Genomic DNA, 26,200 nt, shown 5'->3' on the forward strand with positions numbered 1-26,200 from the left:
GCCGCCCAACACGCCCCTGGCCGCCGGCCGCATCCTGTGGCACCCCATTACAAACCGTTAGGGAACGACGCACCATGACCAAATGGGACAAGTCCAAGCTGCCGAGCCGCCACACCACGGTGGGGCCGGAGCGTGCGCCGCATCGCAGCTACTACTACGCCATGGGCCTGACGCAGGAGGAGATCAACCAGCCCTTCGTCGGCGTCGCCACCTGCTGGAACGAGGCCGCGCCCTGCAACATCGCGCTGTCCCGCCAGGCGCAGTCCGTGAAGATCGGCGTGAAGGAATCCGGCGCGACGCCGCGGGAGTTCACCACCATCACGGTGACGGACGGCATCGCCATGGGCCACCAGTCCATGAAGTCCTCGCTGGCATCGCGCGACGTCATCGCCGATTCCATCGAGCTGACCATGCGCGGCCATTGCTATGATGCGCTCGTGGGTGTTGCCGGGTGTGATAAATCCCTGCCGGGCGTGATGATGGCGATGGTGCGGCTCAATGTGCCATCGGTGTTCATGTATGGCGGCTCGATCCGCCCGGGCCGCTTCCAGGGCCGCGACGTGACGGTGGTGGATGTGTTCGAGGCGGTGGGCCAGCACGCCGCCGGCAACATGTCCGACGCCGATCTGCTCGATCTGGAACAGCATGCCTGCCCGGGCGCGGGTGCCTGTGGCGGCCAGTTCACCGCCAACACCATGGCCTGCATCAGCGAGGTCATCGGCCTGGCCATTCCGGGTTCCGCCGGTGCGCCCGCGCCCGACGAATCGCGCGATTTCTACGCCGTGCAATCGGGCCGTGCCGTGGTGGACCTGCTGCGAAAGAATCTGCGGCCGCGGGACATCGTGACGCGGGATGCGCTGTTCAACGCGGCCGCCATCGTCGGCGCCACCGGCGGGTCCACCAATGCCGTGCTGCATCTGCCGGCGATCGCGCATGAATGCGGCATCAAGTTCGACCTGCATGACGTGGCGGAGATCATGCGCGCCACGCCCCATATCGCGGACCTCAAGCCCGGCGGGCGCTATGTGGCGCAGGATGTGTTTCACATCGGCGGCGTGCCGGTGATCATCAAGGCGCTGCTCGATGGCGGTTATCTGCGCGGCGACGCCATCACCGTCACCGGCAAGTCCCTGGCGGAGAACCACCGGGAGGTGATCTTCCCGAAGGACCAGGATGTGGTGCGCCCGACCTCCGACCCGATCAGCCCGATCGGCGGCGTCGTCTCCCTCAAGGGCACACTGGCCCCGGAAGGCGCCATCGTGAAGATCGCCGGCATGACCAAGCTGCGCTTCGAAGGCACGGCGCTGTGCTTCGATTGCGAGGAGGATGCCTTCAAGGCGGTGGAGATGCGTGCCTACAAGGCGGGCGACGTCATCATCATCCGCTACGAAGGTCCGAAGGGTGGCCCGGGGATGCGGGAGATGCTGTCCACCACCAGCGCCATCTACGGCCAGGGCATGGGCGACAAGGTGGCCCTCATCACCGATGGCCGCTTCTCCGGCGCCACGCGCGGGTTCTGCATCGGCCATGTCGGGCCGGAAGCGGCCGTCGGCGGGCCGATCGCCCTGCTGAAGAATGGCGACCCCATCGTCATCGATGCCGAGGCCGGCACCATCGACATCATGCTGCCCGAGGCCGAACTGGCGGCCCGCCGTGCCGCCTGGAGCCCGCGCAAGACGCTCTATACCTCGGGCGCGCTGTGGAAATACGCCCAGACGGTGGGCCCCGCAGCGCAGGGCGCGGTAACGCATCCCGGCGCGGCCGAGGAAAGCCACGTCTACGCCGACCAGTAGCGACCCCAAAAGCCTTCTCCCTCCGACAGGGGAGAGGGCCACACCGCCGCGTCCTTTAAGGCGGCTCCGCCGCGTTCTTTAAGGCGGCTCCGCCGCAAACAGCCTCACCTCCGCCGCGATCGCGCCCGAACCGCGACATGGCGCCGGGGTTAACTCCCTATCAAGCGGCGGTCCAATTTTCGAAACCGGGCCGCTGCAGGGGAGCCCCCGCCATGCGCCGCCTCCGTGCCCTGTTCCTGCTGCTGCCGGTGCTGCTGTTCGCGCCCGGCTGCGTCGTTGCCGCCGATGTCACGCCGGTGGGCGGCTACGGCTATGGTTATGGCTACGCCCAGCCGTACTACGCCCCACCGCCGCCGCGCTACTACGCGCCGCGCCAGGTCTACCGGCCCTATTACGCCCCGGCGCCCCGCTACTACGCCCCGCCGCCGCACCATCGTGGTGGCTGGGACCGCGGCTGGGATCGCGGACGCCAGCATGGATACAATCGCGGTCCTGACTGGGGCCGTCATCGGGGCAACGACTGGGGTCACGACCGGGGCCACCGCAACTGGCGCTGAGACTCAGTCCGCCAGGTCCACCACCAGCGGCGTATGGTCCGAGGGCTGTTCTTCCGCCCTCGGCGCGGCATCCACCGAGCAGGCCTCCAGGCGTTCGGCCAATTCGGCACTCAGCAGTGCATGGTCGATCCGCAGCCCGGCATTGCGCTCGAAGGCGGAACCGTAGTCCCAATAGGTATAGATCCGCTCAGGCCCCGGATGCAGCGCGCGCAGCGCGTCGGTCAGGCCGAGATGCTCCAGCGCCCGCCATTCCGCGCGGGTTTCCGGCCGCACAAGTGCATCGGTCGGGGGCAGGGTGCCCTTGGTCAGGTCGTGCTCGGTCGGGCAGACATTGAAGTCGCCCAGGATGGCGAAGGGGATGAAGGCATTGAGCCGCGCCTGCGCCAGGCGCCGCAGCCGTTCCATCCAGGTCAGCTTGTACAGATAGCCCGCATCGCCACCGGAATTGCCATTGGGCAGATAGATGCCGGCCACCTGCATGCCGGCGGCCGCCACCTCGATGTAGCGGGCCTGGATGTCCTCGGCCCCGCCCGGCAGATGCTCCGCCACCACCTTGAAGGGGATGCGGGAGATCACCGCCACGCCATTGCGCCCGCCCGTCTGCCCCAGCGCATGGACCTGGTAGCCGGAGGTGGCGAATTCAGCGGCCGGGAATTCCTCCGTCTTGCATTTCAGCTCCTGGAGGAACAGCAGGTCGGGCTGCTGCCGCGCCAGGAAGCGCAGGATATGCGGCGCCCGCTTGCGGACGGAGTTCACGTTGAAGCTGGCCAGGCGAATCATGCGGCGGACACTGCCCGCTCTAGGCCGGGAACGAAAGGGTGACGCGGGTGCCCTGGCCCGGTGCACTGTCGATCGTCATGCCGCCGCCCAGATTCTCGGCGAATTGCCGTGCCATGGACAGGCCAAGCCCGGTGCCGCGGCCCGGCCCCTTTGTGGTGAAGAAGGGCTCGCCGGCATGGAGCAGAACCTCCGGCGTCATGCCGGTGCCGGTATCCACCACCGTCACACGCAGCCGCGCCGCGCCATCGGCCGCACGGTCGCGCCCCGCGAGCACCCGCACCTCGCCGCCATCGGGCATGGCATCGCGGGCATTGACGATCAGGTTGACCAGCACCGTCTCGAACTCCGCGCGGTCCGCCCGCAGCGGCGGCAGGCCCGGCTCCGCGGCGCAGGTCAGCCGGATGCCGGAGCCGAGCAGGCCGCCTACCATCTCCTCCAGCCGGCCGAAGCTGGCGGCCAGTTCGAAGTGTTCCTCCGCCCGGCCGTCCGGTGCCGAACCCTGGCGGCTGAAATCCAGCATGCGGGCGGCGATTCGTGCGCCGCGCGCCGCCGTGTCTTGCATCAGGGCGGCCAGGTTTCGGACCTTCGCCGGATCCTCCGCCCGCCGGTTAAGCAGGTGGGTCGCGGCGATGACGCTCTGGATCAGGTTGTTCATGTCATGCGCGACGCCGGCGGCGATCTGCCCGAGGGCGGAGGTGCGCGCGGCCTGGGCCAGTTGGATCTCCGCCTCCAGCCGCCGCGCCGCCTCCGCCTGCGCGCGGCTGAGGGCGGCGTATTCGCGCTTCAGGCCGGTTCGCGCCAGTTGGATCAGCGCCAGCAGCAGCGCCGCCACGACCAGGGCGGCGCCGGCGAATCCCAGAGCGCGGCCGGCCCAGATGCCGCGTATCTGGTCCATTTGCAACCCGTAGACGACGGCAATGCCATAGCGTTCCAGCCACCGCGCTGCGACCAGCCACTCGGCGCCGCGCCACGCGGTGGGCTGCGCTTGCTGCGTGGTGCCGATATAAGCCATGGCGACGCGCCCGGTCTGAATCGCCGTGCCGATGACGGTCATCTTGCCCTCATAGGTGGCGGCGCCCTCCACCTCTGCTTCCGGCAGCGCCGGATGCTGCACCAGGATGCGGCCGTCCTGGCGGATGAGCTGCACGGTGTCGGAGGGTGAGTTGACGATGGAGGCGTAGAACCGGGCGAAGGCATCGATGTCCGAGGTTGCCCAGATGACCCCACCATCGGGCATCCCCTCCCGACCACGGCGGGCGTGGCTGATCGGGAACACCAGGCGGCCGCGCACAAGGCCGACGATCGTCTCTCCGACGAACGGCCGCACCGCATCCACCCCGCGGCCCTGATGGGCCAGGAAATAATCGCGGAACGACAGGTCGATGGGTGTGAACGGGAAGGTGCGGCTCGATGCGTGCACCAGATTCCCGGCTGGTGAAACGATGCCGATGGCGCTGGTGCGGGGTGCGCTGTCGCGCAGCCTGGCAATGAAATCGGCGACGTCCGGGCTGCTGGCAATCGCATCCCAGTCGCTGTCCACGATGAAGCGGTTGACGGCGGTCAGATAGGCTTCCTGGCTCTCCAGCGCGCGCAGCGTGTTCTCATGCAGCAGGTCCACGGTATGCGTCAGCTGACTTCTGATCCTGGCTTCCAGGTCCTGCCAACTCAACCAGGCCATGCCCGCGGCAACCAGCAGTGGCAGGACCACCACGGCAACACAGATCGGCCTGAAGGTACCAGGGGTGGTAAGGGCGGGTGGTTTTGGGGCCGGGAGCGGCTGTTCGCGCGCCCGTCCGTTGGCCATAATGCTCGCGCCGTTCGGCTTGCGGGCGGAATCGGACGACACATCAGCAACTGAACCGAAACGAACTCCGGCGGTCATCGTTTGACCTTCGAACCCGTCTGAACGTTAACCCTTCGCAGTTACAGCGTCCAGAGTTCTTGCCGGTGCGACGCTGGGTTGCACATGCAAGGGTGGCAGGCGCCGGCCGGTCAGCCGACGCTGAAGCTCGTGCCACAGCCGCAGGCGCTGACCGCCTGGGGGTTCTTCACCGCGAAATGCGCGCCGATCAGCGCCTCGGTCCAATCCAGCTCGGCGCCGGCCAGTAATTCCATGCTCACCGGGTCGACGAAGACACGGCCGGGGCCATCGGCCACCACCAGATCATCCTCGGCCGGCGCATCCTCCAGGTCGAAGCGGTACTGGAAGCCGGAGCAACCCCCGGCATCCACCGCCAATCGCAGACCGGCGCCGGGCTTGCCCTGGCGGGACGCGATCTCCGCCACCTGGGCGCTGGCGCGGGGGGTGACGCGGAACGGGGCGGTCATGATGTCCATGGTGGGAAGATAGGATGGAAACGCCCGAGGTTCCAGGCTCCTCTGGCCGCAACCCTTCCAGCACGGGCGGGCGGGTGCTAGGCCCGGCGGGATGGATCCGAAGCGCCTGCCAGATGGGCTGGCCCCCTGGGCAGTCCGCACCGAAACCTCCCGCGGGCGGCTGCATGCCGAACCGGGTGGCGGCGCGCGTTCACCCTTCCAGCGCGACCGCGACCGCATCATCCACGCCACCGCCTTCCGGCGCCTGCAGTACAAGACCCAGGTCTTCGTCTATCATGAGGGCGACCATTTCCGGACGCGGCTGACCCACAGCCTGGAAGTGGCGCAGATCGCGCGCTCCATCGCCCGCGAATTGGCGCTGGAGGAAGATCTGGCGGAGGCGCTGGCGCTGGCGCATGACCTGGGCCACCCGCCCTTCGGCCATGGGGGGGAGGATGCGCTGGATGTGATGATGAAGCCCTATGGCGGCTTCGATCACAACGCGCAGTCGCTGAAGGCGGTGACACGGCTGGAAACCCGCTACGCCGGCTTCGACGGGCTGAACCTGACCTGGGAAACGCTGGAGGGCCTGGCCAAGCACAACGGCCCGCTGCGCCGCCCCAGCCCCTACATCATCGAATATGACCGGCTGCACCCGCTGGAGCTCCAAACCCATTCCAGCGCGGAAGCGCAGGTGGCGGCTCTGGCCGATGACATCGCCTACAACAATCACGATCTGGATGACGGCATCCGCGCCCGGCTGTTCACGCTGGAGGAAGCCGCGACCCTGCCCCTGGTGCGCGAAGCCCATGCCGAGGCGCTGAAGGCCAATCCCGACCTGCCAGCAGATCGTGCGGTGTTCGAGGTGGTGCGCCGGGTCATCAATGCCATGGTCAACGACACGGTAACCGAGACCCGCCACCGTATCGCGGCGCTGGGTCCGGGCAGCGCCGCCGATATCCGCGCGCATGACCGGCCGGTGGTGGCGTTCTCGGATGCGATGATGGAGGCGAACAACGAGCTCCGCGCCTTTCTGTTCCAGCGCATGTACCGCCACTGGCGCGTCAACCGCACCACCCAGAAATGCAAGCGGGCGCTGCAATTGCTGTTCACCCTGCTGCATGGCGAGCCGCGCCAGTTGCCGCCCTGGTGGCAGGCCAAGGCCGGTGAGCCCGGCAGCCCCGCCGCCGCCCAGGCGGTCTGCGACTACCTGGCCGGCATGACCGACCGTTTCGCGCTGGAGGAGCATCGGCGCCTGACCGATCCCTCCGTTCCGGGCTAGAAGCCCTCATCGTTTCCGGATTCGCCTTCCCATGACCCCGACCGCCGATTTGTTTGCCACCATGCGCGCCCATGTGGTGGAGGCGCTGACGCAGATCCTGCCGGACCTGCCGCCCGAGGCCTTTGCCCGCGTGCTGGTGGAGCCGCCGAAGGACGTGGCGCATGGCGACATGTCGACCAACGGCGCCATGGTGGTGGCGAAGCTGGCGAAGATGCCGCCGCCGAAGCTGGCGGCCGCGCTGTGCGAGAAGTTGCGGGAGTTGCCCGTGGTGGTGGAGGCGACGCCCGCCGGGCCGGGCTTCGTCAACCTGCGGCTGGATGAGGGGTTCGTGCGCGCCGTGGTGCCGGCGGTGCTGGCGGCCGGGCCTGCCTATGGCGATGGGCCGGCGCGGGAAGGCGGGCCGGTCAATGTGGAATATGTCTCGGCCAACCCGACCGGGCCGATGCATGTCGGCCATTGCCGTGGCGCCGTGGTGGGCGATGCGCTGGCGCTGCTGCTGCGCAAGGCGGGCTATGACGTCACGCGCGAGTATTACGTAAACGACGCGGGCGCCCAGGTGCTGGCGCTCGCCTATGCCACCTACTGGCGCTACCTCCAGGCGCTCGGCACCAGCATGACGGAGGAGGAATACGCCCAGTCGGTGCCGGGTGGGCTGCAATACAAGGGCGAATACCTGGTGCCCGTCGGCGTCGCCCTACGCCAGATCTTCAAGGAAACCCTGGCCGAGACGGGCGCCATGCCGGCCGGCGCCACGCATTGGCTCGATACGGTGCGGGACTTCACGGTGGAAGCCATGATGTCCTCGATCCGCGAGGACCTCGCGGCACTCGGCGTGCAGCACGACGTCTTTATCAGCGAACGCGCCATCGTGGCCGAGGGCTGGCTGGAGAAGGCGGAGGCCACGCTTTCGGCCAAGGACCTGATCTACACCGGCGTGCTGGAGCCGCCGAAGGGCAAGACGCCGGAGGACTGGGAGCCCCGCCCGCAGGTGCTGTTCCGCGCCACCCAGTTCGGCGACGATGTGGACCGCCCGCTGCGGAAGTCCGATGGCTCCGGCACCTATTTTGCGAACGACGTGGCGAATCATCTCGCCAAGATCGATCGCGGTTTCCCGCAGCTGGTGCAGGTGTGGGGCGCCGACCATGGCGGCTATGTGAAGCGCATGCAGGCCGCCGTCGCCGCGCTGTCGGATCGCAAGGTCAGTCTGGACGTGGTGCTGACCCAGATCGTGCATGTGGTGAAGGATGGCGAGCCAGTCCGCATGTCGAAGCGCGCCGGCACCTATGTGACGCTGCGCGACCTGATCGACGAGGTGGGCAAGGACGCCGTCCGCTTCACCATGCTGACGCGCAAGGCCGATGCGCAGATGGAATTCGACCTGAACAAGGTCATCGAGCAGACGCGGGAGAACCCGGTCTTCTACGTGCAATACGCCCATGCCCGCTGCCGCTCCGTCCTGCGCTCCGCCGGCGACCCCGCCCAGGCGGATCTGGCGCAGGTGCCACTCGACCAACTGACGGACCCCGCCGAACTCGCGCTGATCCGCCGCATGGCCGGCTGGCCGCGCACGGTGGAGGCCGCTGCTGCGGCGCGGGAGCCGCACCGAATCGCGTTCTTTCTCCAAGACTTGGCCAGCGACTTTCATGTACTGTGGAACAGGGGGCGTGACGATTCGACGTTGCGCTTCATCCGGGTGGAGGAGCCGGAGGCGACCCAGGCGCGTCTCGCGCTGGTGGCCGCTACTTCGGTGGTCCTGCGCTCAGGCCTCGCGGTGATGGGGGTCGAACCCGTCGAGGAGATGCGATGAGCGACATGATGGTGCCATCCTATCGCGTGCAGCGGGACCCCTCGGGGGTGCCTTGGCGCATGATGGCGGTGGCGGGCGGCATGCTGGCGGTGGTCGCGGTGGGGGCAGGGGGTTACTGGGCCTTCCAGCGCTCCGGCGGTGGCGGTGTGCCGGTTGTGGAAGCCGATCCGCGCCCCTTCAAGGTGCGCCCGGATGATCCGGGCGGGCTGCGCGTGCCCAACCAGAACGCGCTGGTGCTGGAACGGCCGGGCAACCGCCAGTCCGCAGCGCAGACCGGCCGGCCCGCGGGGCTGGTGCCGGAGACGGAAGCCCCGAACCTGGATCTGCTCCGCGCCGCCGTCGCGCCGCCACCGGTGGTGGCGCCTCGGCCCGTGCCGCGTGAGCTGGAGATGCCGGATCCGGCAGCCATCAGCGAAGCCGCGCCCCAGTCGGAAGCGGTGCCACAGACGGCACCAGCGGTCGCACCGGTCCCGCGCGCGGTCGCCACTGGTCGGGTGATGGTGCAGTTGGCCGCGGTGACCAGCGAGGAGGGCGCCCGTTCGGAATTCGACCGCATCGCCCGCCGTGCGCCCGAATTGTTCGAGGGCCGCAGCCCGGTGGTGCAGCGGCTGGAGCGGGACGGGCAATCGCCGCTGTTCCGCCTGCGCACCTCCGGCTTCGCGGACCAGGACAGCGCCCGCCAATTCTGCGAGGCGCTGCGCGCGCGCAACTTCGCCTGCATCCCGGTTCGCTGAGCACAGAATGACCCCCAAGGCCGCCATCATCGGCATCGCCGGCACCACCCTGTCGGCGGAGGAAGCGGCGCTGTTTCGCCGCCACCGCCCCGCAGGCGCCATTCTGTTCCGCCGCAATGTGGAAACCCCGAAACAGGTGGCGGCGCTGACCGCGGCCTTGCGGCAGGAGTTGGGCGCGGAGGCGCCGATCCTGGTCGACCAGGAAGGCGGCCGTGTCGCCCGGCTGCGCCCGCCGCATTGGCCGGAATACCCGGCGGCCGCGCTGTTCGAGGATGCGCCCTCCATGGCGGCGGAGGCGAATGCCACGCTGCTCGGCCTGGAATGCGCCGCGATCGGGCTGGATGTGGTTTGCGCCCCGGTGCTCGACCTGCGCCTTCCCGGCGCGCATGGCATCATCGGCGACCGCGCCTTTTCCGCCCGCCCGGCAGAGGTGGCCCGCCTCGGCGCCGCCTGGGTGCGCGGCCTGCAACAGGCCGGCTGCATCCCGGTGATCAAGCACATCCCCGGCCATGGGCGCGCGGAGGTGGACAGCCACGAATCTCTGCCGCGCGTCACCGCGGACCGCGCCACGCTGGCGGCGGACCTCGAACCCTTCCGGGCGCTGGCCGCGCCGGATGGCGGGGCCGGGCTTTGGGCGATGACGGCGCATATCCTGTATGAAGCGCTGGATGCGGCACGGCCGGCGACCCTTTCGCCCAGCCTGATCCGCGATGTCATCCGCGGCGAGATCGGCTTCGATGGCGTGCTGGTGTCCGATGATCTGGCGATGGGGGCGATGGCGGGACTTTCAGACGACCTGGCCGGCGCCACCATGGCCGCAGGCTGCGACTTGGCATTGCACTGCACCGGCGTGCTGGCGGAAAGCGCCGCGCTGCTGGCGACCTGCCCGGCCCTCTCCGATGACGGCGCACGACGCATGCAGCGCGCCCGCCGCGAGATGCTGGCGGCCCGCCGGGTGGTGGACCCCGACCTGCTGGCGCTGATCCGAGACCGGCTGCTCGCCACCCGATCTTTTATCACCGGGCCCGCCTTCGCGTGATCGCGGACATCACGGCGATCGCGCTCGCCGCCATCTTCGCCATCACCCTGCACGAAGCGGCCCATGGCTATGCGGCCCGCGCCCTGGGCGATGACACCGCCTATCTGCTCGGCCGCGTCAGCCTGAACCCGCTGCGGCATGTGGACCCGGTGGGCACCATCCTGCTGCCCGGAGTCCTACTGGTAACGCAGCTTCTGACCATCGGGCGGGTGGAGGCGATGTTCGGCTGGGCCAAGCCGGTGCCGGTGGATATCTGGCGGCTGTACAGCCCTCGCTGGGGCATGGTGCTGGTGGCGGCCGCCGGGCCGGCCATTAATTTCGTCCTCGCCATCGGCTTCGGCCTCGCGGCGCATCTGGTCACCGTCGCGGGCGGCGTGGTGCCGGATGCGGCGATGGACTGGGTGCTGCACTTCTTCGCGCTGTCGATGCTCTACAACGTGATTCTCGCCTGCTTCAACCTGCTGCCGATCCCGCCGCTGGATGGCGGGCGCATCCTGGTCGGCATCCTGCCGGCGCCGCTGGCCCGTCTGGTCGCCAGTACGGAGCGGTTCGGGCTTCTCATCGTCATCGGGCTGATTTTCCTGGTACCCTACCTGGTGCCTGGATTCGACCCGCTGCGGACGCTTCTGCAGTCGGTGGCGCTGCCGGTGCTCCAGGGCATCTTTGCACTGACCGGCCATGGAGGGGCGCTGTGACCGACCCGGTGCTGCATCTGCGTCTCGATGGCTATGAAGGCCCGCTGGACCTGCTGCTGGATCTGGCGCGGGCGCAGAAACTGGACCTCGCCGGCATCTCCATCGTGGCCCTGGTGGATCAGTACCTGGCCGTGATCGAGCAGGCGCGCGGCATGCGGCTGGAACTGCAGGCCGAATGGCTGGTCATGGCCGCCTGGCTCGCTTGGCTGAAATCCCGCCTGCTGCTGCCGAAGGAGGAAGCGGGGCCGGAGGAAGACCCCGAAGCCCTGGCGCTGCGCCTGACCGATCGGCTGGCGGAGCTGGAGGCAATGCGCGCCGGCGCTGCCTGGCTCGGCCAGCAACCGCAGCTTGGCCGGGACGTGTTCGGCCGTGGCGCGCCGGAAAACCTGAGGGTCGAGGACCGCTCCGGCCTGCGCGCCGACCTCGCCGCGCTGTGCCAGGCCTATGTCGCCGGCCGCCGCCGCGCCATCGCACTGCGCCCCTACCGCCCGAAGCCGCGGCGGTTGTGGAGCGTGCAGGACGCGCTGGCCCGGCTGATCCGGGTGCTGGGCGATTTGCCGAGCTGGGCGGTGCTGCAACGCTTCCTGCCCGAAGCGGGCGACCTGGACACGGTGGAACGCCGCGCCGCGCTGGCCAGCACGCTGATCGCCAGCCTGGAAATGGCGCGCGGCGGCAACCTGGACCTGCGCCAGGACCGCGCCTTCGGACCCATCCTGCTGCGCAAGGCCGAGCGCGCCGAGAAGGCGGATGATGTCCGCGCCGCCTGAGAACGACCTGCCCAAGGCCAGCCCGGAGCCCGCCGTCAGCGCCGCCGCGCTGCGACTGGCGGAGGCGCTGCTGTTTGCCTCCGACCGTCCCGTCGCACCCGCCCGGTTGCAGCCGCTGTTGGCGGAAGGGGAGGATGCGGCCGCGGTCCTGCGCGAACTGGGCCATGCGCTGGAGGGTCGCGGCGTGGTGCTGCTGGAGACCGGCGGCGGCTTCGTGCTGCGCACGGCGCCGGACCTCGCCGCCGCGCTGACCCGGGTGGTGGAGGTGCCGCGCCGCCTGCCGCGCGCGGCGATGGAGGCGCTGTCGGTGATTGCCTGGCACCAGCCTTGCACACGCGCCGAGATCGAGGAAATCCGCGGCGCCAGCCTGGCCCAGGCGACGCTGGAGGCGCTGCTGGACCACGGGCTGGTGGCACCGCGCGGCCATAAGGAAGTGCCGGGCCGCCCGACTCTGTGGGGCACCACGCCGCGCTTCCTGGAACAATTCGGCCTGAAATCCCTGCGCGACCTGCCGCGGCGGGAGGAACTGGTCAGCGGTGAGGCCGTGGCCCCGCTGCAGGCCCCGCAAGCCGGGGATGGGCCGGCCGGGTGAGCATCCGCTTCGAAGGCGTGTCCCACCACTACCCGGAACGCGGGATGGTGCTGCGGGATCTGGATCTGGAGGTCGGGCCGGGGGAGATTCTGTGCCTGCTCGGTCCCTCTGGCTGCGGCAAGACCACGCTGTTGCGCCTCGCCTCGGGGCTGGAGCCGTTGCAGAAGGGGCGGATCACGCTGGACGGGCAACTCATCGCGGAGCCGGGGCGGGAAACCCCGCCGGAGGCGCGCGGAGTCGGCTTCGTCTTCCAGGACTACGCGCTGTTCCCGCATCTGACGGTCGAGGAGAATGTCGCCTTCGGCCTGCGCCAGGTGCCGCGCGGGCAGCGCAAATGGCGGATCATGGATGCGCTGGCGCGTGTCGGGCTGGAAGCCTTCGCCAGCTCCTGGCCGCATATGCTCTCGGGCGGGCAGCAGCAGCGCGTGGCGCTGGCCCGGGCCCTGGCGCCGCGCCCGGCCGTGCTGTTGCTGGATGAGGCCTTCGCCAGCCTGGATGCCCGGCTGCGCGAACAGGTGCGGGACGACACGCTGCATGTGCTGCAGGAAGCCGGCATCGCCACCCTGATCGTGACCCATGATGCGGAGGAGGCGATGTTCATGGCCGACCGCATCGCGCTGATGAATGCCGGGCGAATCGAACAGCTCGGCCCGCCCTCCGCCCTGTATCTCTCACCAATGTCACAATTCGTCGCCACGTTTCTGGGCGAGGTCAACCGCCTGCCGGGCATCATCCGGGACGGGCTGGCGGAGACGCCGATCGGCCCGGTCAAGCCGCGGGAGCCGGCGCCGGCGGCGGAGGGCGGCGCGGTGGAGGTGCTGCTGCGGCCCGAGGGCCTGCGCCTGCTGCCGGCCGATTCGAATCTGGGCACCAGCGCGGAGGTCGAGGCTTGCCGCCTGCTGGGCGCCACCACCCTGGTGCATCTGGCGGTGGCGGACGGGCAGGGCGGGCTGCTGCACCTGCATGCCAGGCTGCCGCCAGGAGTGTGGTTGAGCCGTGGCGACCGCGTGACGGTTGCGGTGGACCCGGAACGGGCCTTCGTATTTCCGCCCGAGGCTCCCTAGATAGAACAGCGGGCGGTCGCGCGCCGGATTGGCTCGGGGTTTTCCGCGCGCCGGATTGGCTAGGGGTTTTCCGCGCGCCGGATTGGCGCGACGCGGCGATCCTGCTAACGGGACTGGCCCGCAGGCCGGCATGCCGCATGGCGTCGGGGATGAGGATTCATGCTGGGTCTCGATTGGACCGAACTCGCGTTGATCGCCGTGGTCGCTGTGGTCATCATTGGCCCCAAGGACCTGCCGGATGCCGTGCGCGGCATCGCCAAGGGCATCCAGAAGCTGCGTCGCATGGCCGGGGAGTTCCAGGGCCAGGTGGATGAGGTGGTGCGCGAGGCGAAGCTGGAAGACGTCCGCAACCAGATCAACGAAATCCGCAGCTTCAACGTGCGGGACATGGTCGAGAAGGAAATCGACAAGGACGGCTCGATCCGCAAAACCTTCACGGAGGACCCGATCGGCAACCCGCTGCGCGACGCATTCTCGCCCTCGGCCGACATGCCGCCGCCGGTGCATGGCGCCGAGGTGACACCGCCGCCCGTTGAGGCGGAGCCCGCAGCCGGCCCGCCGGCACCCGCCTTCGTGCCCCCCGCCTTCGTGCCCCCCGCCTTCATCCCGCCCGGCGCCATCCCACCGCCCGCACCCGTGGCGGCCAGCCAGCCGACGCCGGCCCCCGTTCCTGCATTCGTGCCGCCTTCCGGCACCTCCGCCTCCTGACATACGGATCCCCCCACCGTGCCGCGTGATCCGACCGACGAAATCAACGACAAGCCGATGCCCCTGGTCGAGCACCTCATGGAGCTGCGAACGCGGCTCATGTGGTCGGTCGGCGCCTTCATCATCGCCTTTGCCGTCTGTTACTATTTCTCTCGCCAGATCTACGGTTTTCTCGCCGCCCCGCTGGCGGACATCCTGCAGCAGCAGGGCATGGGCGAGCGCCGAATGATCTTCACGGCGCTGTATGAGGCCTTCTTCACCTACCTGAAGGTCGCCTTCTTCGGTGCCACCTTCTTCAGCTTCCCGATGTGGGCGACGCAGCTTTGGCTGTTCATCGCGCCCGGTCTCTACAGAAGCGAGAAAAGCGCCGTCACCCCCTTCCTGGTGGTGTCGCCCTTCCTGTTCGTGATGGGCGCGGCGCTGGCCTACTACTTCATCTTCCCGATGGCCTGGAGCTTCTTCATCAGCTTCGAAACGCCAGCCGATGCGGGCACGGTGGCCATCCAGCTTGAGGCGAAGGTCAGCGAATACCTCTCGCTGGTCATGCACATGATTCTGGCCTTCGGCATTGCCTTCCAGCTGCCGGTGCTGCTGACGCTGCTGGTCCGCGTCGGCATCCTTTCGGTGGAGGGCCTGCGGAAGGGGCGGCGCTACGCCATCGTCGGCATGTTCGTCGTCGCCGCCATCATCACCCCGCCCGACGTCATCAGCCAGATCGGCCTCGCCGTGCCGATGATCCTGCTCTACGAGATTTCGATCCTGGCCGCTGTCTGGATGGGGCGGAAGAAGAAGGACGCGACGGAGACCTGAGCGCGCCGGGTTCATTGACGGGCCAGTCACTCTGCCTTAGCCGCTGAGCGCCACACCACGCGCTCAGGTCCAGTTCCATGCATGACATCAAGGCGGTTCGCGCCAACCCCGAGGCCTTCGACGCGGCACTCGCCAGGCGGTCCCTGCCGCCGGCGGCGGCGGAAGCGCTGCGCCTGGATGATCTGCGGGTGGAGGCGGTACGGCTGGTGCAGTCCGCGCAGACCACCCGCAACGAACTCTCCCGCCAGATCGGCGCCGCCATGAAGGCCGGCGACACGGCGCTGGCCGAGCGGCTGAAGGCCGAGGTGAAGGCCGCCATGGACGCCGCCGCCGCGGCAACACCGGAGGCACATGAGGCGGCGCGGGACGAGCTTCTGGCCGCCCTGCCGAACCTGCTGGCCGCGGATGTGCCGGAGGGCGCGGATGAATCCGCCAATGTCGTGCTGCACACCCAGGGCAGCCCGCGCGACTACCCCTTCACCCCGCGCCAGCATTTCGAGCTCGGCGAGGCCTTCGGCATGGACTTCGCCACCGCCGCCAAGCTCGCCGGCGCCCGTTTCACCACGCTGCGCGGCCCGCTGGCGCGGCTGGAACGCGCACTGGGCCAGTGGATGCTGAACCTGCATGTGGATGAGCATGGCTACACGGAAGCCAGCGTGCCGCTGCTGGTGAACGACGCCACCATGTACGGCACCGGCCAGTTGCCGAAATTCAAGGAGGATCTTTTCGCCACCACGGATGGCCGCTGGCTGATCCCGACGGCGGAGGTGCCGCTGACCAATTTCGTGCGCGGCGACATCCTGGCCGAAGCGGCGCTGCCGATGCGCCTCGCCGCGCTGTCCCCCTGTTTCCGGTCGGAGGCCGGTTCCGCCGGGCGGGACACGCGCGGCATGCTGCGCCAGCACCAATTCCCGAAGGTGGAGCTGGTCTCCATCACGCTGCCCGGCGAGTCCGAGGCGGAGCATGAACGCATGACGGCCTGCGCCGAGCGGGTGCTGACGGCGCTCGGACTGGTCTGGCGGCGCATCGTGCTGGCCGCGGGCGATACCGGCTTCAGCGCCGCCAAGACCTACGACCTGGAGGTCTGGCTGCCCGGCCAGCAGGCCTGGCGGGAGATTTCCTCCTGCTCGAACTGCCGGGATTTCCAGGCGCGGCGCATGGAGGCGCGGTTCCGGCCCGCGGGCGGCCCGGCGAGCGGCAGGGGCACCGAATTCCTGCACACGCTGAACGGGTCCGGCGTGGCGGTGGGCCGCGCCCTGATCGCGGTGCTGGAGACGCACCAGGGGGAGGATGGCAGCATCACCATCCCCGAGGTGCTGCGCCCCTACATGGGTGGCCAGACGGTGTTGCGCCCCGCTACTGCCTGACAGTCCCGCCCTCCGGCCCCGCCCCCTCGCGCGGCCCGGGCGCCAGCTCGGCGCCGGTGCGGGAAGGCTGCATCTCAAGCGCCTGGCGCTCCCGCGTCAGGCTCACCGCCAGCTGTGCGAGTTCCTGGCGCTGCTGCGTCAGGCGGGCTTCCATGGTTGCGACCTCCGCGCCGAGGTCCTGGCGCCGCCGTTCCATGGCCGCGACCTGGCCCCGCAGAGTCTCCGCCTGGTCGCGCAGCCTCGCCTGTTCCTGGCGCGCACCCTCGGTGCCCTGGGTGATGTCCCGCAGGCGGGTGCCGGCGGCCTCATTGGCGCGGTTCGCCTCGGCGAGCCGGGCCTCGGCCTGGGCCAGCTCTGCCCGGCGGGATTGCAGGTCCTGGCCAGCGGCCTGCGCCTCGGCGCGAGCGGTCTGTAGCCGCTGCTCCTCCGCCGCCGTGCCGGTCCGCAGTTCGGCGAGGCGCCGTTCGGCGGCGCCGACCTCGTTGCGCAATTCGGCGCTGCGGGCTTCCAGGCTGCGAAGCGCCGCGGTCGCCTGCTCCCGCGCCGTGCCCAGCCGGTCGAGCTCGGCCTGCGCCTGCTCCACCTGGCCCCTGCGCTCCGCCAGGGCGGCATCGGCCGCGGCCAGCGAGTCGCGAAGCCCCGCGAGGCGGCGATCCCGCTCGGTGACCGTGGTGTCCAGTTCGGCGGCGCGGGTTTCCAGGGTGCGAACCCGTGCCGTGGTGTCCCGCTCCGCCTGGCTCACCTGGCCCAGCCGCTGCTCGGCCTCCGCCAGGGCAGCGCGGCGCTCGGTCAGGCTGCGCTCCGCCTCCTCCAGCGTGGTGCGCAGGCCGGCCAGGCGGCGATCGGTTTCGCCGGTGACCTGCTGGCGCTCCGTCAGGGCCTGCTGCGCATTGGCGATGCCGGCACGCAGCGCTTCCAGCCGCTGCGCCTCCGCCTGCGCCTGTTCGCGCAGCCCGCCGAGGCGGTCCTGCGTGCGGCTTGCATCCTCGCGCAGCCCCGCGAGGCGCTGGTCCTCCGTCTGGCCTTGCTCGCGCAGCCCGGCCAACCGGCGCTCCGTCTCGCTCCTCTGCTCGCGCAGCCCGGCGAGGCGCTGGTCCTCGGACTGCGCCTGTTCGCGCAGCCCGGCCAGCCGGCGCTCCGCCTCTGCCACCTGCTCACGGAGCCCGGCCAGGCGCTGATCCGTGGAAGCTCCCAGGGTCCGCAGGCCACCAAGGCGCTGCTCCGCCTCCGCCAGCTGGGTCCGCAGGCCGCCCAGTCGCTGGTCTTCCGATTGTGCCTGCTGCGTCAGCCCGGCCAGGCGACGCTCCGTCTCGGCCACCTGGTTACGCAGGCCGGCCAGGCGCTGATCCTCGGTCTGCGCCTGGCCGCGCAGCGTGCCGAGGCGACCCTCGGTCTCCGCCACCTGGCCGCGCAGGCCGGTGAGGCGCTGGTCGGCGGCCTGGCCGCCCTGGCGCAGCTCCGCCACGCGGCGCTCCTCATTCGTAGACTGGCCGCGCAGTTCGGCGAGGCGGCGTTCGGACTGCGCCGCCTGGTCCCGCAATGTAGCGAGCTGGCGCTCCTCGGCGCCGCGGCGCTCACCCAGCGAGGCGAGGCGGCCGTCCTGGGCGGTGGCCTGCTCGCGCAGCTCCGCCAGGCGGCGCTCCGCGGCCTGGGCGTCGCGACGCAAGCTGGCGAGACGCGCTTCGGCGTCGGTCAATGAGGCCTGGGTCTGGGTGGTGGTCTGCTGCAATTCGCCGGAACGGCCCTGGAGGCTGGCAAATTGGCTCTCCTCCTGCGCCAGTTGGGCGCGCAGGCGGCGGGTTTCCTGCTCGGCGGCGGCGCGGCGGCGCTGGGCGTTGCCCAGGGCGCCACCGGCCTCGCGCAGCCGATGCTCCAGGCTGGCCAGGTCGCCGGCGGCGGCACGCTCCTGCGCCAATGTCGCCTCGAGCGCCGAGACACGCTGACGCAGTGTGCCACCCGTCGCCTGGGCGCTGGCCAGCGCTCGCTGGTTCGCGGCAACCTCGGCGCTGCTCTGCACGGAGTAGCCGCAGCCGGCCAGCGGCGCGAGGATCAGCGGCGCGAAGACGTAGGTGGCCGGCTTGCGCCACTTCGAGATCGGCCCGCACGTATTGGACGACATGAGGCACCCCCGCTGCCATGATCGGCCGCCATTCCGCGGCACGCGCCCCCCTGGCGCGGGGGAATGGCAACGCGTCCCGGGCCTCCGGTCAACCTTTTGCATGGGCTAGGACTGTCATTGCCAGGTCACGTTACAGACCGGCCCGAATCGCCCTGCGCCAGGGTTGTTTCACACCGCGTTGGGCGCAAGATTTCCACGCAGGGGTTTCGTCGCCGGCGAACCGATCCGGGGGGCGCCCGCGTGTGAGATCGGGCGGGCAACGAGTCGAATGCAGGCGTTCTGGCCTCAGACCCCCGTCTTCACGCCCAGCCGGCCGGCCATATCCTGCACGAATTGCCAGGCGACGCGGCCGGAGCGCGCGCCGCGTGTCACGCTCCATTCCACGGCCGCCTTCCGCAGATCCTCCGGCGAGACGGGCAGGCCGAAGCTTCCGGCATAGCCCTCGACCATGGCGAAGAAGGTGTCCTGGTCGCAATTGTGGAAGCCGATCCACAGGCCGAAGCGATCGGACAGCGAGACCTTCTCCTCCGTCGCCTCGGAGGGGTTGATGGCGGTGCTGCGCTCATTCTCGATCATGTCGCGCGGCATCAGGTGGCGGCGGTTGCTGGTGGCGTAGAACAGGACATTGGCCGGCCGGCCCTCGATGCCGCCATCGAGTACGGATTTCAGCGCCTTGTAGTCGGCATCCTCCCGTTCGAAGGACAGATCGTCGCAGAACACCAAGCAGCGGCGGTCTCCCCCACGGAGCACGTTCAGCAGATCCGGCAGGGTGCGGACATCCTCGCGCTGGATTTCCACCAAGGCGAGCGAGCCGGGCAGTTCGGCATTGGCGGCCGCATGGGCGGCCTTCACCAGGCTGGACTTGCCCATGCCGCGGGCGCCCCAGAGCATGGCGTTGTTGGCCGGCAGGCCGCGGGCGAAGCGCAGCGTATTCTCCAGGATCAGCGCCTTCTGCCGCGCCACGCCCTGCAGCAGCGTGATCTCCACGGCGGCCACCTTCGACACCGGGTCCAGTCGCGAGGGCGGGCCGGGGTGCCAGACGAAGGCATCGGCCGCCCCGAGATCGGGCCGCGCGGCGGCTGGCGGGGCCAGGCGCTCCAGCGCCTCGGCGATCCGGGTGAGGGTGGGCAGCAGGGCGTTGGGCTCGGACAAGGTGGCGGCATCCGGATCATGTATTGACGGAAAGGGGGCGGAAGCTAGGTTGCGGGCCGATGCCCCGCAAGCCCGGGGCCGACCCCACCAGGAAAGCCGGACCCCAACACATGTTCATTTCGCCCGCCTATGCTCAGGATGCCGGTGGCGGCACCGGCGCTGTCGTCATGCAGCTTCTGCCGCTGATCCTGATCTTCGCCGTCTTCTACTTCCTGCTGATCCGGCCGCAGCAGAAGAAGATGAAGGAACACCGCGCCATGCTCGGCGGTCTGAAGCGCAACGACAAGATCATCACCGGCGGCGGCCTGGTCGGCACCGTGACCAAGGTGCGCGACGACAGCGACGAGGTGGAGGTGGAACTGGCGCCGAATGTCCGCGTCACGGTGCTGCGCGGCACGATCGGCAGCGTGGTGAAGCCGCCGGCGCCGGCGAATGACGTGAAGGCCTGACAAGCCCATGAAAAAGGCGCCGGGGGTTGCCCCCTCGGCGCCTTCTTCATGTCCGGTGGGACGGGTTCAGGCCGTCTGGCCGGTGGTCAGGCCGCCCTTGTCCATCAGGCCGGCGACGACTTCCCAATCGACCAGCTTGTTCAGGAAGTTCTCCAGGTAGTTCGGGCGGACGTTGCGGAAATCCAGGTAGTAGGCGTGTTCCCACACGTCGCAGCCGAGGATCGGCGTGCCTTCGCCGGTCGAGACCGGGTTGGCGCCGTTCGGGGTCTTCGTCACCTTCAGCTTGCCGTCGCTGCCGATGATCAGCCAGGCCCAGCCGCTGCCGAACTGCGTCACGCCGGCCTGCTTGAAGGCGTCCTTGAAGGCCTGGAGGCCGCCGAGGTCGCTGTCGATCTTCGCCGCCAGCTTGCCCGGCAGCTTGTCGCCACCGCCATTCGGCGACATCACCTGCCAGAACAGCGCGTGGTTCCAGTGCTGGCCGGCCTGGTTCAGCACCGGCAGGCCATCGGCGCCGGCCTTGCCGGCGTCCGCCACGATCGTCTCCAGCGTCTTGCCGGCCAGGCCCTTGGACTCGATCAGGCCGTTCAGCGCGGTGACATAGGCGTTGTGGTGCTTGCCGTGGTGAAGCTCCAGCGTCTCCTGGCACATGCCCTGGGCGGCGAGCGCGGAGGTGGAATAGGGCAGTGGCGGCAGGGTGAAGGGCATGGGGTCTCTCCCGTTTGGGGGCTTTGGCCAGCTTGCGGGGTAGTCCCCGCGAATGGGGCCCCGCGACCGGAGAATGACCTAGGCGTGGCCTCGGGAAGCGTCAACCGCACTTGCGGCCCGCGCCGCAGACCGTCATCTGGCGGCATGGCCGAACCCCCGCTTTCGCCGCTCGGCGGCTTCGTGCGCCAGCATGACCCGGACCGCTATCTGGCCGCGATCTTCGCGCCCGCGGCGAAGCGGGAGGCGTTGTTCGCGCTGCTCGCCTTCAACCACGAACTGGCCCGGGCGCGGGAGGTGGCGACCAGCCAGATCGCCACGCTGATCCGCCTGCAATGGTGGCGCGATGCAGTGGCGGAGGCCGCTTCGGGCCGCCCGGCCCGGCGGCATGAAGTGGCCGGGCCGCTGCACCAAGCCATTACAGCCGGCGCGCTGGATGCCGCCGCGCTGGCCGCGCTGGTCGATGCGCGGGAGGCGGAGGCGGACCCCGAGGGCATTCCGACGCGGGAGGCCTTCGGCGCGTATCTCCGCGCCGGCGCGGGCGGGCTGGCGGTGGCGGTGGCGCGGCTGCTGGGCGCGCCGGACGCGGCGCTGCCCGCGGTGCAGCGGCTCGGCGCGCTGCATGGCCTGGCCGGCGTGCTCCGCAGCATTCCCGCCCATGCCGCGCAGGGCCGCTGCCTGCTGCCGCAGGATGCGCTGGCCGAGGCCGGGCTGACGGCGGAGGCGGTGATCGCCGAACCTGCACGGGCCGAACCGCTTCGTCGGGCGCTGGCGGAGGAAGGCGGGGTGGCCCTGGCCAAGGCGGAGGCGGTGCCCCGGGTGGCGTTGCCTGCCGTGCTGCCGGCGGTGCTGGCCAGGCGGGATCTGGCGCGGCTGGCTGCCGGGCGCCCCGTGCCGCATCCGCGCGGCCTGGGCGACCGCGCCGCGCTGGTCTGGGCCGGGCTGCGCGGCCGGATCCGGAACGGGTAGGCGGGCCGCCTGCTGCGTGGCAGGCTGCGGCGCCCTATCGGACCGCCCAATGCCCAGCCTACCAGAGATCATCCTGTTCCAGACCGCGGACCAGGACCGCTACTTCCCCATGCTGATGGCCACCCTGCCGGCCAATCGCGCCTTCTGCCTGCGGCATGGCATCCGCATGGAGGTGTTCATCGGTGTGCGGCGCGGTTTCCATCCCTGGCAGGCCGCCTATAACCGGCTCGGCTTCCTCGGCGACCGGCTGGCGGATGGGTATCGCGGCTGGGTGATGCATCTGGACGCCGATGCCTTCATCGCCGACCCGCGCTTCGACCTTGCGGGCTACCTGGCGGGCCATGCCGACCATGCGCTGATCCATCCGCCCGGCGCGCGGCAGGCGCCCTGGGACGTGAATTCCGGCGTGTTCCTGTGGAATTTCGGGCATGAGGCGGCGCGGGAGGCCGCGCGGCGCTGGATCGCGGCCTATGCGGCCATCCCGGATACGGCGTTGCGGGACGCCACGGAATGGAACCAGATCGAGAACGACCAGAGCATGCTGCAACGCCTGCTGCGGGAGGACCCGGCCCTGCTGGCCGCGCTGCACATCGAAACGGATGCTCTGATCGGCTACCAGCAATCCCGCTTCATCAAGCAATACGTCACCAACGACCAGCACAGCCTGGCGCAACGGACCGAGCGCATTGCCCAGGCCGTGGCACGGCTCGCACCCCGCCCGGCCAGCGGCCCGGAGGATCTGCGCCAGGCCGCCGCCCTGCTGCGCGGCGCGGCGCCGGATGCGCTGCAACAGGCGCTGCCGAAGCCGGAGGCCGCGCAGCTTGCCGTGGCGATGGCGGAGCTGCTGCGCGGCTGACTACGCCCGCTTGCGCTTCTTCGCCACGATCGGCGTCTGCACCTCGCCTTCGCGCGCCAGGATCGGGCCGAGGAAGCGGCCGGTGTGGCTCTCCGGTTCGGCGGCCACCTGTTCGGGCGTGCCGAACGCCACGATCCGCCCGCCGCCCTCGCCACCCTCCGGCCCGAGGTCCAGCACCCAGTCGGCGGTCTTGATGACTTCCAGGTTGTGCTCGATCACCACCACGGTGTTGCCCTGCGCCACCAGCGTGTGCAGCACCTCCAGCAGCTTGCGAACGTCCTCGAAATGCAGGCCGGTGGTTGGTTCGTCCAGGATGTAGAGCGTGCGGCCGGTGGCGCGGCGCGACAGCTCCTTGGACAGCTTGATGCGCTGCGCCTCGCCACCCGAAAGCGTGGTGGCCTGCTGGCCGAGATGGATGTAGCCGAGGCCGACATCGCGCAGCACCACCAGCTTGTCGCGGATGGCGGGTACGGCGGAGAAGAATTCCGCACCCTCATCGACCGTCATGTCCAGCACGTCCGCGATCGATTTTCCCCTGAATTTCACTTCAAGGGTTTCGCGGTTGTAGCGCTTGCCCTTGCAGGTGTCGCAGGTGACGTAGACGTCCGGCAGGAAGTGCATCTCGATCTTCAGCACGCCATCGCCCTGACAGGCCTCGCAGCGGCCGCCCTTGACGTTAAAGCTGAAGCGGCCGGGCGCGTAGCCGCGGGCGCGGCTGTCCGGAAGCTCCGAGAACCAGTCGCGGATCGGCGCGAACAGGCCGGTATAGGTGGCGGGGTTGGATCGCGGGGTGCGGCCGATCGGCGACTGGTCGATGTCGATGATCTTATCGAGGTGTTCCAGCCCTTCGATGCGTTCATGCGGGGCAGGGACCTCGCCGCTGCCCATCAGGCGGCGTGAGGCCGCCTTGAACAGTGTCTCGATGATCAGCGTGGATTTGCCACCGCCGGAGACGCCGGCGATGCAGCAGAAGGTGCCGAGCGGGATTTCCGCGGTCACGTCCTTCAGATTATTGCCGCGCGCGCCCACCACGCGGATGACGCGCTTCGGGTCGATTACGCGCCGTGTCGCCGGCATCGGGATGCGGCGCGCGCCGGACAAATACTGGCCGGTGATGCTGTTGGGGTTCGCCTCCACCTCCGCCGGCGTGCCCTGGGCGATGATGCGGCCGCCGCCCTTGCCGGCCGCGGGGCCGATATCGATCAGGTGGTCGGCGCTGCGGATCGCGTCCTCGTCATGTTCCACCACCAGCACCGTATTGCCGATGTCACGCAGGCGGCGCAGCGTCTTCAGCAGGCGCTCATTGTCCCGCTGATGCAGGCCGATGCTGGGTTCGTCCAGCACATACAGCACGCCGGTCAGCCCGCTGCCGATCTGCGAGGCCAGGCGGATGCGCTGCGATTCACCGCCCGAAAGCGTGGCGGAGGAACGGCCGAGACTGAGATAGTCCAGCCCCACATCAACCAGGAACTGCAATCTTTCTTCAATTTCGCGCAGGATGCGGCGGGCGATCTCCTGGCGCTGGGGCGTCAGGGTCGGCATCACCCCGGCGAACCATTTGCGCGATTTGATGATCGATAGATCGTTCACCATGCCGATGTGCTCGCCGGCGATCTTGACCGAGAGCGATTCGGGCTTCAGCCGGTGCCCGCTGCAGGTCGGGCAGGCACGGGAGGCCTGATACCGGGAAAGATCCTCCCGCACCCAGGGGTTGTCCGTCTCGCGGTAGCGGCGTTCGAGGTTGGGGATGACGCCCTCGAACGCCTTCTTCACGTCATAGGCGCGCAGCCCGTCCTTGTATTTCAGCGTGATCACCTCGCTGCCGGTGCCGTGCATCACTGCCAGCCGGAACGCCTTGGTCAGGTCGCCCCATTGCGTGGTCATCGAGACCTTGAAGTGCCGCGCCAGGCTTTCCAGCGTCTGGTCGTAATAGGGCGACTGCGCCCCCGCCCAGGGCTGCACCGCGCCATCCTTCAAGGATTTGGTGTCGTCCGGCACCACAAGCTGCGGGTCGAAGAAGTTCTGGGTCCCGAGGCCGTCGCAGGCGGGGCAGGCGCCCTGGGGGGAGTTAAAGGAGAACAGCCGCGGCTCGATCTCCTCGATGGTGAAGCCGGAGACCGGGCAGGCGAATTTCTGGCTGAACACCGTGCGGTCGCCGCCATCGGCACCTTCCGCATAAGCCACGCCATCAGCCAGGCCGAGCGCCGTCTCCAGGCTGTCCGCCAGCCGCGCCTCGATGCCCTCCCGCACCACGATGCGGTCCACCACCACCTCGATGTCGTATTTCAGCTTCTTGTTCAGCGCCGGCACTTCACCGACCTGGTGCAGCACGCCGTTGACCTTCACGCGCTCAAACCCGCGGCGCTGGAACTCAAGAAAATCCTTCTTGAACTCGCCCTTCTTGCCCTTGGCCACGGGGGCCAGCAGCAGCAGGCGCGTGCCCTCCGGCATCGCCATGATGCGGTCCACCATCTGTGAGACGGTCTGCGCCTCGATCGGCAGGCCGGTGGCGGGGGAATAGGGCACGCCGACCCGCGCCCAGAGCAGCCGCATGTAGTCGTGGATTTCCGTCACCGTGCCGACGGTGGAGCGCGGATTGTGGCTGGTGGTCTTCTGCTCGATGGAGATGGCCGGGGACAGCCCCTCGATGCTGTCCACATCCGGCTTCTGCATCAATTGCAGGAACTGCCGCGCATAGGCCGAGAGCGATTCGACATAGCGCCGCTGGCCCTCGGCATAGATCGTGTCGAAGGCCAGCGAGGATTTGCCGGACCCCGAAAGGCCGGTCACCACCGTCAGCTTGTCCCGCGGAATATCGATGTCGATGTTTTTGAGGTTGTGCTCCCGCGCGCCGCGGACGCGGATCTGGCCGCTCATGGATGGTCCACCGATTTCGAGGGGACGCCGCGCCCGGGTTGCGGGGCGACGTTCACGTTGTGTTCTAGAAGTTTTGCCACCATATAGGTGGGCCGGGAAGAGGTTTTGCGAGGTGCAGCCCGCGCAGCCCTGCTGCGACTGGCAGGATGGTCCCCTTCGGGCTAACTTCCGCGGTCGAGATCGAGGGATGCGCGGCGATGGCCGGTGTGAACAAGGTTATTCTCGTGGGCCGGCTGGGCAAGGACCCGGAGGTACGGAACTTCCAGAATGGCGGCCGGGTGGTGAATCTGCGCCTCGCCACCTCGGAACGCTTCAAGGACCGCGAAGGCAATCAGCAGGAGCGCACCGAGTGGCACTCGGTTGCGATCTTCAATGAAAAGCTGGGCGAGATTGCCGAGAAGTACCTGAAGAAGGGCTCCGAGGTGTATGTCGAGGGCCAGCTCGAAACCCGCAAATGGCAGGACCAGGCGGGCGCCGATCGCTACTCGACCGAGGTGGTGCTGCGGCAGTTCCGCGGTGAGATCGCCCTGCTCGGTGGCCGCGCCGGCGGTGGCGCCGATCCGGGGGAGGCTGATCCGGGCAGCAGCTATGGTGGCGGCGGTGGCGGCGGTGGCGGCGGTGGCGGCGGCAGGTCTTCTGCCCCGGCGCGGTCGGGTGGCGGCGGCTGGGACAATAGCGGCGGCGGCGCACGGTCTGGCGGCGGCGGGCGCAGTGCCCCGGCCAAGGGTGGCAGCGACCTGGATGACGACATTCCGTTCTGACGGG

At 69.4% G+C, this 26,200-nt stretch carries 24 protein-coding genes; 17 read left to right on the forward strand and 7 right to left on the reverse strand.

Going from position 1 to position 26,200, the window contains the following annotated elements:
- Window positions 1-74: 74 nt before the first annotated feature.
- Window positions 75-1,793, forward strand: a complete 1,719-nt coding sequence (gene ilvD / locus ACFHNC_RS03650; protein ID WP_437167852.1) for a dihydroxy-acid dehydratase — start codon at window positions 75-77, stop codon at window positions 1,791-1,793.
- Window positions 1,794-2,005: 212 nt separating this feature from the next.
- Entirely contained in the window at window positions 2,006-2,350 is a 345-nt protein-coding gene (locus tag ACFHNC_RS03655) for a hypothetical protein (protein WP_437167853.1), read from the forward strand.
- Window positions 2,351-2,353: 3 nt separating this feature from the next.
- On the opposite strand, the gene xth is transcribed toward ACFHNC_RS03655, so the two are convergent.
- The 3 genes from xth to ACFHNC_RS03670 form a co-directional block, all read right to left on the reverse strand.
- Window positions 2,354-3,127 carry an exodeoxyribonuclease III gene (gene xth / locus ACFHNC_RS03660; protein WP_437167972.1) on the reverse strand — a complete coding sequence of 258 codons (774 nt, stop codon included), beginning with the start codon at window positions 3,125-3,127 and terminating at the stop codon, window positions 2,354-2,356.
- Window positions 3,128-3,149: 22 nt separating this feature from the next.
- Window positions 3,150-4,748 (reverse strand): ATP-binding protein, encoded by a 1,599-nt coding sequence (locus tag ACFHNC_RS03665; protein ID WP_437167854.1) that lies wholly within the window; start codon window positions 4,746-4,748, stop codon window positions 3,150-3,152.
- 374 nt (window positions 4,749-5,122) lie between these two features.
- Entirely contained in the window at window positions 5,123-5,467 is a 345-nt protein-coding gene (locus ACFHNC_RS03670; RefSeq protein ID WP_437167855.1) for a HesB/IscA family protein, read from the reverse strand.
- A gap of 91 nt (window positions 5,468-5,558) precedes the next feature.
- Between ACFHNC_RS03670 and ACFHNC_RS03675 the strand changes: the two genes are divergently transcribed.
- The 11 genes from ACFHNC_RS03675 (at window position 5,559) to serS (ending at window position 16,311) form a co-directional block, all read left to right on the forward strand.
- The gene (locus tag ACFHNC_RS03675) at window positions 5,559-6,728 is read left to right on the forward strand and encodes a deoxyguanosinetriphosphate triphosphohydrolase (protein WP_437167856.1); all 1,170 of its coding nucleotides are present in this window, start codon (window positions 5,559-5,561) and stop codon (window positions 6,726-6,728) included.
- A 31-nt stretch (window positions 6,729-6,759) separates the two neighbouring features.
- Window positions 6,760-8,535: an arginine--tRNA ligase gene (argS, locus tag ACFHNC_RS03680; RefSeq protein ID WP_437167857.1), complete on the forward strand. Its 1,776-nt coding sequence runs from the start codon at window positions 6,760-6,762 to the stop codon at window positions 8,533-8,535.
- Window positions 8,532-9,269, forward strand: coding sequence for an SPOR domain-containing protein (locus ACFHNC_RS03685; RefSeq protein WP_437167858.1), 738 nt, complete (start codon window positions 8,532-8,534; stop codon window positions 9,267-9,269). The genes argS and ACFHNC_RS03685 overlap by 4 nt, the downstream gene beginning before the upstream one ends.
- Before the next feature lie 7 nt (window positions 9,270-9,276).
- Window positions 9,277-10,308, forward strand: coding sequence for a beta-N-acetylhexosaminidase (nagZ, locus tag ACFHNC_RS03690; RefSeq protein WP_437167859.1), 1,032 nt, complete (start codon window positions 9,277-9,279; stop codon window positions 10,306-10,308).
- On the forward strand, window positions 10,305-11,003 hold the full coding sequence (locus tag ACFHNC_RS03695; protein ID WP_437167860.1) for a site-2 protease family protein: 699 nt from the start codon (window positions 10,305-10,307) through the stop codon (window positions 11,001-11,003). The genes nagZ and ACFHNC_RS03695 overlap by 4 nt, the downstream gene beginning before the upstream one ends.
- Window positions 11,000-11,770, forward strand: coding sequence for a segregation and condensation protein A (locus tag ACFHNC_RS03700; protein ID WP_437167861.1), 771 nt, complete (start codon window positions 11,000-11,002; stop codon window positions 11,768-11,770). The genes ACFHNC_RS03695 and ACFHNC_RS03700 overlap by 4 nt, the downstream gene beginning before the upstream one ends.
- Window positions 11,754-12,362, forward strand: a complete 609-nt coding sequence (scpB, locus tag ACFHNC_RS03705) for an SMC-Scp complex subunit ScpB (RefSeq protein WP_437167862.1) — start codon at window positions 11,754-11,756, stop codon at window positions 12,360-12,362. Before ACFHNC_RS03700 ends, scpB begins: the two co-directional genes overlap by 17 nt.
- On the forward strand, window positions 12,359-13,426 hold the full coding sequence (locus ACFHNC_RS03710) for an ABC transporter ATP-binding protein (RefSeq protein WP_437167863.1): 1,068 nt from the start codon (window positions 12,359-12,361) through the stop codon (window positions 13,424-13,426). Before scpB ends, ACFHNC_RS03710 begins: the two co-directional genes overlap by 4 nt.
- Before the next feature lie 159 nt (window positions 13,427-13,585).
- Window positions 13,586-14,134, forward strand: coding sequence for a Sec-independent protein translocase protein TatB (tatB, locus tag ACFHNC_RS03715; protein ID WP_437167864.1), 549 nt, complete (start codon window positions 13,586-13,588; stop codon window positions 14,132-14,134).
- Window positions 14,135-14,152: 18 nt separating this feature from the next.
- Window positions 14,153-14,944, forward strand: coding sequence for a twin-arginine translocase subunit TatC (gene tatC / locus ACFHNC_RS03720; RefSeq protein WP_437167865.1), 792 nt, complete (start codon window positions 14,153-14,155; stop codon window positions 14,942-14,944).
- Between the two features lie 77 nt (window positions 14,945-15,021).
- A complete protein-coding gene (gene serS, locus ACFHNC_RS03725) occupies window positions 15,022-16,311 on the forward strand; it encodes a serine--tRNA ligase (RefSeq protein WP_437167866.1) in 1,290 nt (429 codons plus the stop codon).
- Here serS and ACFHNC_RS03730 read toward each other — a convergent pair.
- Together ACFHNC_RS03730 and ACFHNC_RS03735 are read right to left on the reverse strand one after the other, a co-directional pair.
- Window positions 16,301-18,430: a hypothetical protein gene (locus tag ACFHNC_RS03730; RefSeq protein ID WP_437167867.1), complete on the reverse strand. Its 2,130-nt coding sequence runs from the start codon at window positions 18,428-18,430 to the stop codon at window positions 16,301-16,303. The genes serS and ACFHNC_RS03730 overlap by 11 nt on opposite strands.
- A gap of 285 nt (window positions 18,431-18,715) precedes the next feature.
- Window positions 18,716-19,582, reverse strand: a complete 867-nt coding sequence (locus tag ACFHNC_RS03735; protein ID WP_437167868.1) for an ATP-binding protein — start codon at window positions 19,580-19,582, stop codon at window positions 18,716-18,718.
- 110 nt (window positions 19,583-19,692) lie between these two features.
- On the opposite strand from ACFHNC_RS03735, the gene yajC reads away from it, so the two are divergent.
- Window positions 19,693-20,031 carry a preprotein translocase subunit YajC gene (yajC, locus tag ACFHNC_RS03740; RefSeq protein ID WP_437167869.1) on the forward strand — a complete coding sequence of 113 codons (339 nt, stop codon included), beginning with the start codon at window positions 19,693-19,695 and terminating at the stop codon, window positions 20,029-20,031.
- Window positions 20,032-20,097: 66 nt separating this feature from the next.
- Here the strand turns inward: yajC and ACFHNC_RS03745 are convergent, their stop codons facing one another.
- Window positions 20,098-20,736 carry a superoxide dismutase gene (locus ACFHNC_RS03745; RefSeq protein ID WP_437167870.1) on the reverse strand — a complete coding sequence of 213 codons (639 nt, stop codon included), beginning with the start codon at window positions 20,734-20,736 and terminating at the stop codon, window positions 20,098-20,100.
- 144 nt (window positions 20,737-20,880) lie between these two features.
- Between ACFHNC_RS03745 and ACFHNC_RS03750 the strand changes: the two genes are divergently transcribed.
- Entirely contained in the window at window positions 20,881-21,702 is an 822-nt protein-coding gene (locus ACFHNC_RS03750; protein WP_437167871.1) for a phytoene/squalene synthase family protein, read from the forward strand.
- Window positions 21,703-21,751: 49 nt separating this feature from the next.
- Window positions 21,752-22,558 (forward strand): hypothetical protein, encoded by an 807-nt coding sequence (locus tag ACFHNC_RS03755; RefSeq protein ID WP_437167872.1) that lies wholly within the window; start codon window positions 21,752-21,754, stop codon window positions 22,556-22,558.
- Here the strand turns inward: ACFHNC_RS03755 and uvrA are convergent, their stop codons facing one another.
- Window positions 22,559-25,435: an excinuclease ABC subunit UvrA gene (gene uvrA / locus ACFHNC_RS03760; protein WP_437167873.1), complete on the reverse strand. Its 2,877-nt coding sequence runs from the start codon at window positions 25,433-25,435 to the stop codon at window positions 22,559-22,561.
- A gap of 197 nt (window positions 25,436-25,632) precedes the next feature.
- On the opposite strand from uvrA, the gene ssb reads away from it, so the two are divergent.
- Window positions 25,633-26,196, forward strand: a complete 564-nt coding sequence (ssb, locus tag ACFHNC_RS03765; protein WP_437167874.1) for a single-stranded DNA-binding protein — start codon at window positions 25,633-25,635, stop codon at window positions 26,194-26,196.
- The last annotated feature ends 4 nt before the right edge of the window (window positions 26,197-26,200 follow it).

Source organism: Falsiroseomonas sp. E2-1-a4, assembly GCF_051433165.1.
Classification (GTDB): domain Bacteria; phylum Pseudomonadota; class Alphaproteobacteria; order Acetobacterales; family Acetobacteraceae; genus Falsiroseomonas.

Bases quoted from the DNA above. Each gene is read 5' to 3' on its own strand.
- ilvD (WP_437167852.1), top strand. From the start codon at position 75: ATGACCAAATGGGACAAGTCCAAGCTGCCGAGCCGCCACACCACGGTG.
- ACFHNC_RS03655 (WP_437167853.1), top strand. From the start codon at position 2,006: ATGCGCCGCCTCCGTGCCCTGTTCCTGCTGCTGCCGGTGCTGCTGTTC.
- ACFHNC_RS03670 (WP_437167855.1), bottom strand. From the start codon at position 5,467: ATGGACATCATGACCGCCCCGTTCCGCGTCACCCCCCGCGCCAGCGCC.
- ACFHNC_RS03675 (WP_437167856.1), top strand. From the start codon at position 5,559: ATGGATCCGAAGCGCCTGCCAGATGGGCTGGCCCCCTGGGCAGTCCGC.
- argS (WP_437167857.1), top strand. From the start codon at position 6,760: ATGACCCCGACCGCCGATTTGTTTGCCACCATGCGCGCCCATGTGGTG.
- ACFHNC_RS03685 (WP_437167858.1), top strand. From the start codon at position 8,532: ATGAGCGACATGATGGTGCCATCCTATCGCGTGCAGCGGGACCCCTCG.
- nagZ (WP_437167859.1), top strand. From the start codon at position 9,277: ATGACCCCCAAGGCCGCCATCATCGGCATCGCCGGCACCACCCTGTCG.
- scpB (WP_437167862.1), top strand. From the start codon at position 11,754: ATGTCCGCGCCGCCTGAGAACGACCTGCCCAAGGCCAGCCCGGAGCCC.
- tatB (WP_437167864.1), top strand. From the start codon at position 13,586: ATGCTGGGTCTCGATTGGACCGAACTCGCGTTGATCGCCGTGGTCGCT.
- serS (WP_437167866.1), top strand. From the start codon at position 15,022: ATGCATGACATCAAGGCGGTTCGCGCCAACCCCGAGGCCTTCGACGCG.
- ACFHNC_RS03730 (WP_437167867.1), bottom strand. From the start codon at position 18,430: ATGTCGTCCAATACGTGCGGGCCGATCTCGAAGTGGCGCAAGCCGGCC.
- yajC (WP_437167869.1), top strand. From the start codon at position 19,693: ATGTTCATTTCGCCCGCCTATGCTCAGGATGCCGGTGGCGGCACCGGC.
- ACFHNC_RS03745 (WP_437167870.1), bottom strand. From the start codon at position 20,736: ATGCCCTTCACCCTGCCGCCACTGCCCTATTCCACCTCCGCGCTCGCC.
- ACFHNC_RS03750 (WP_437167871.1), top strand. From the start codon at position 20,881: ATGGCCGAACCCCCGCTTTCGCCGCTCGGCGGCTTCGTGCGCCAGCAT.
- ACFHNC_RS03755 (WP_437167872.1), top strand. From the start codon at position 21,752: ATGCCCAGCCTACCAGAGATCATCCTGTTCCAGACCGCGGACCAGGAC.
- uvrA (WP_437167873.1), bottom strand. From the start codon at position 25,435: ATGAGCGGCCAGATCCGCGTCCGCGGCGCGCGGGAGCACAACCTCAAA.
- ssb (WP_437167874.1), top strand. From the start codon at position 25,633: ATGGCCGGTGTGAACAAGGTTATTCTCGTGGGCCGGCTGGGCAAGGAC.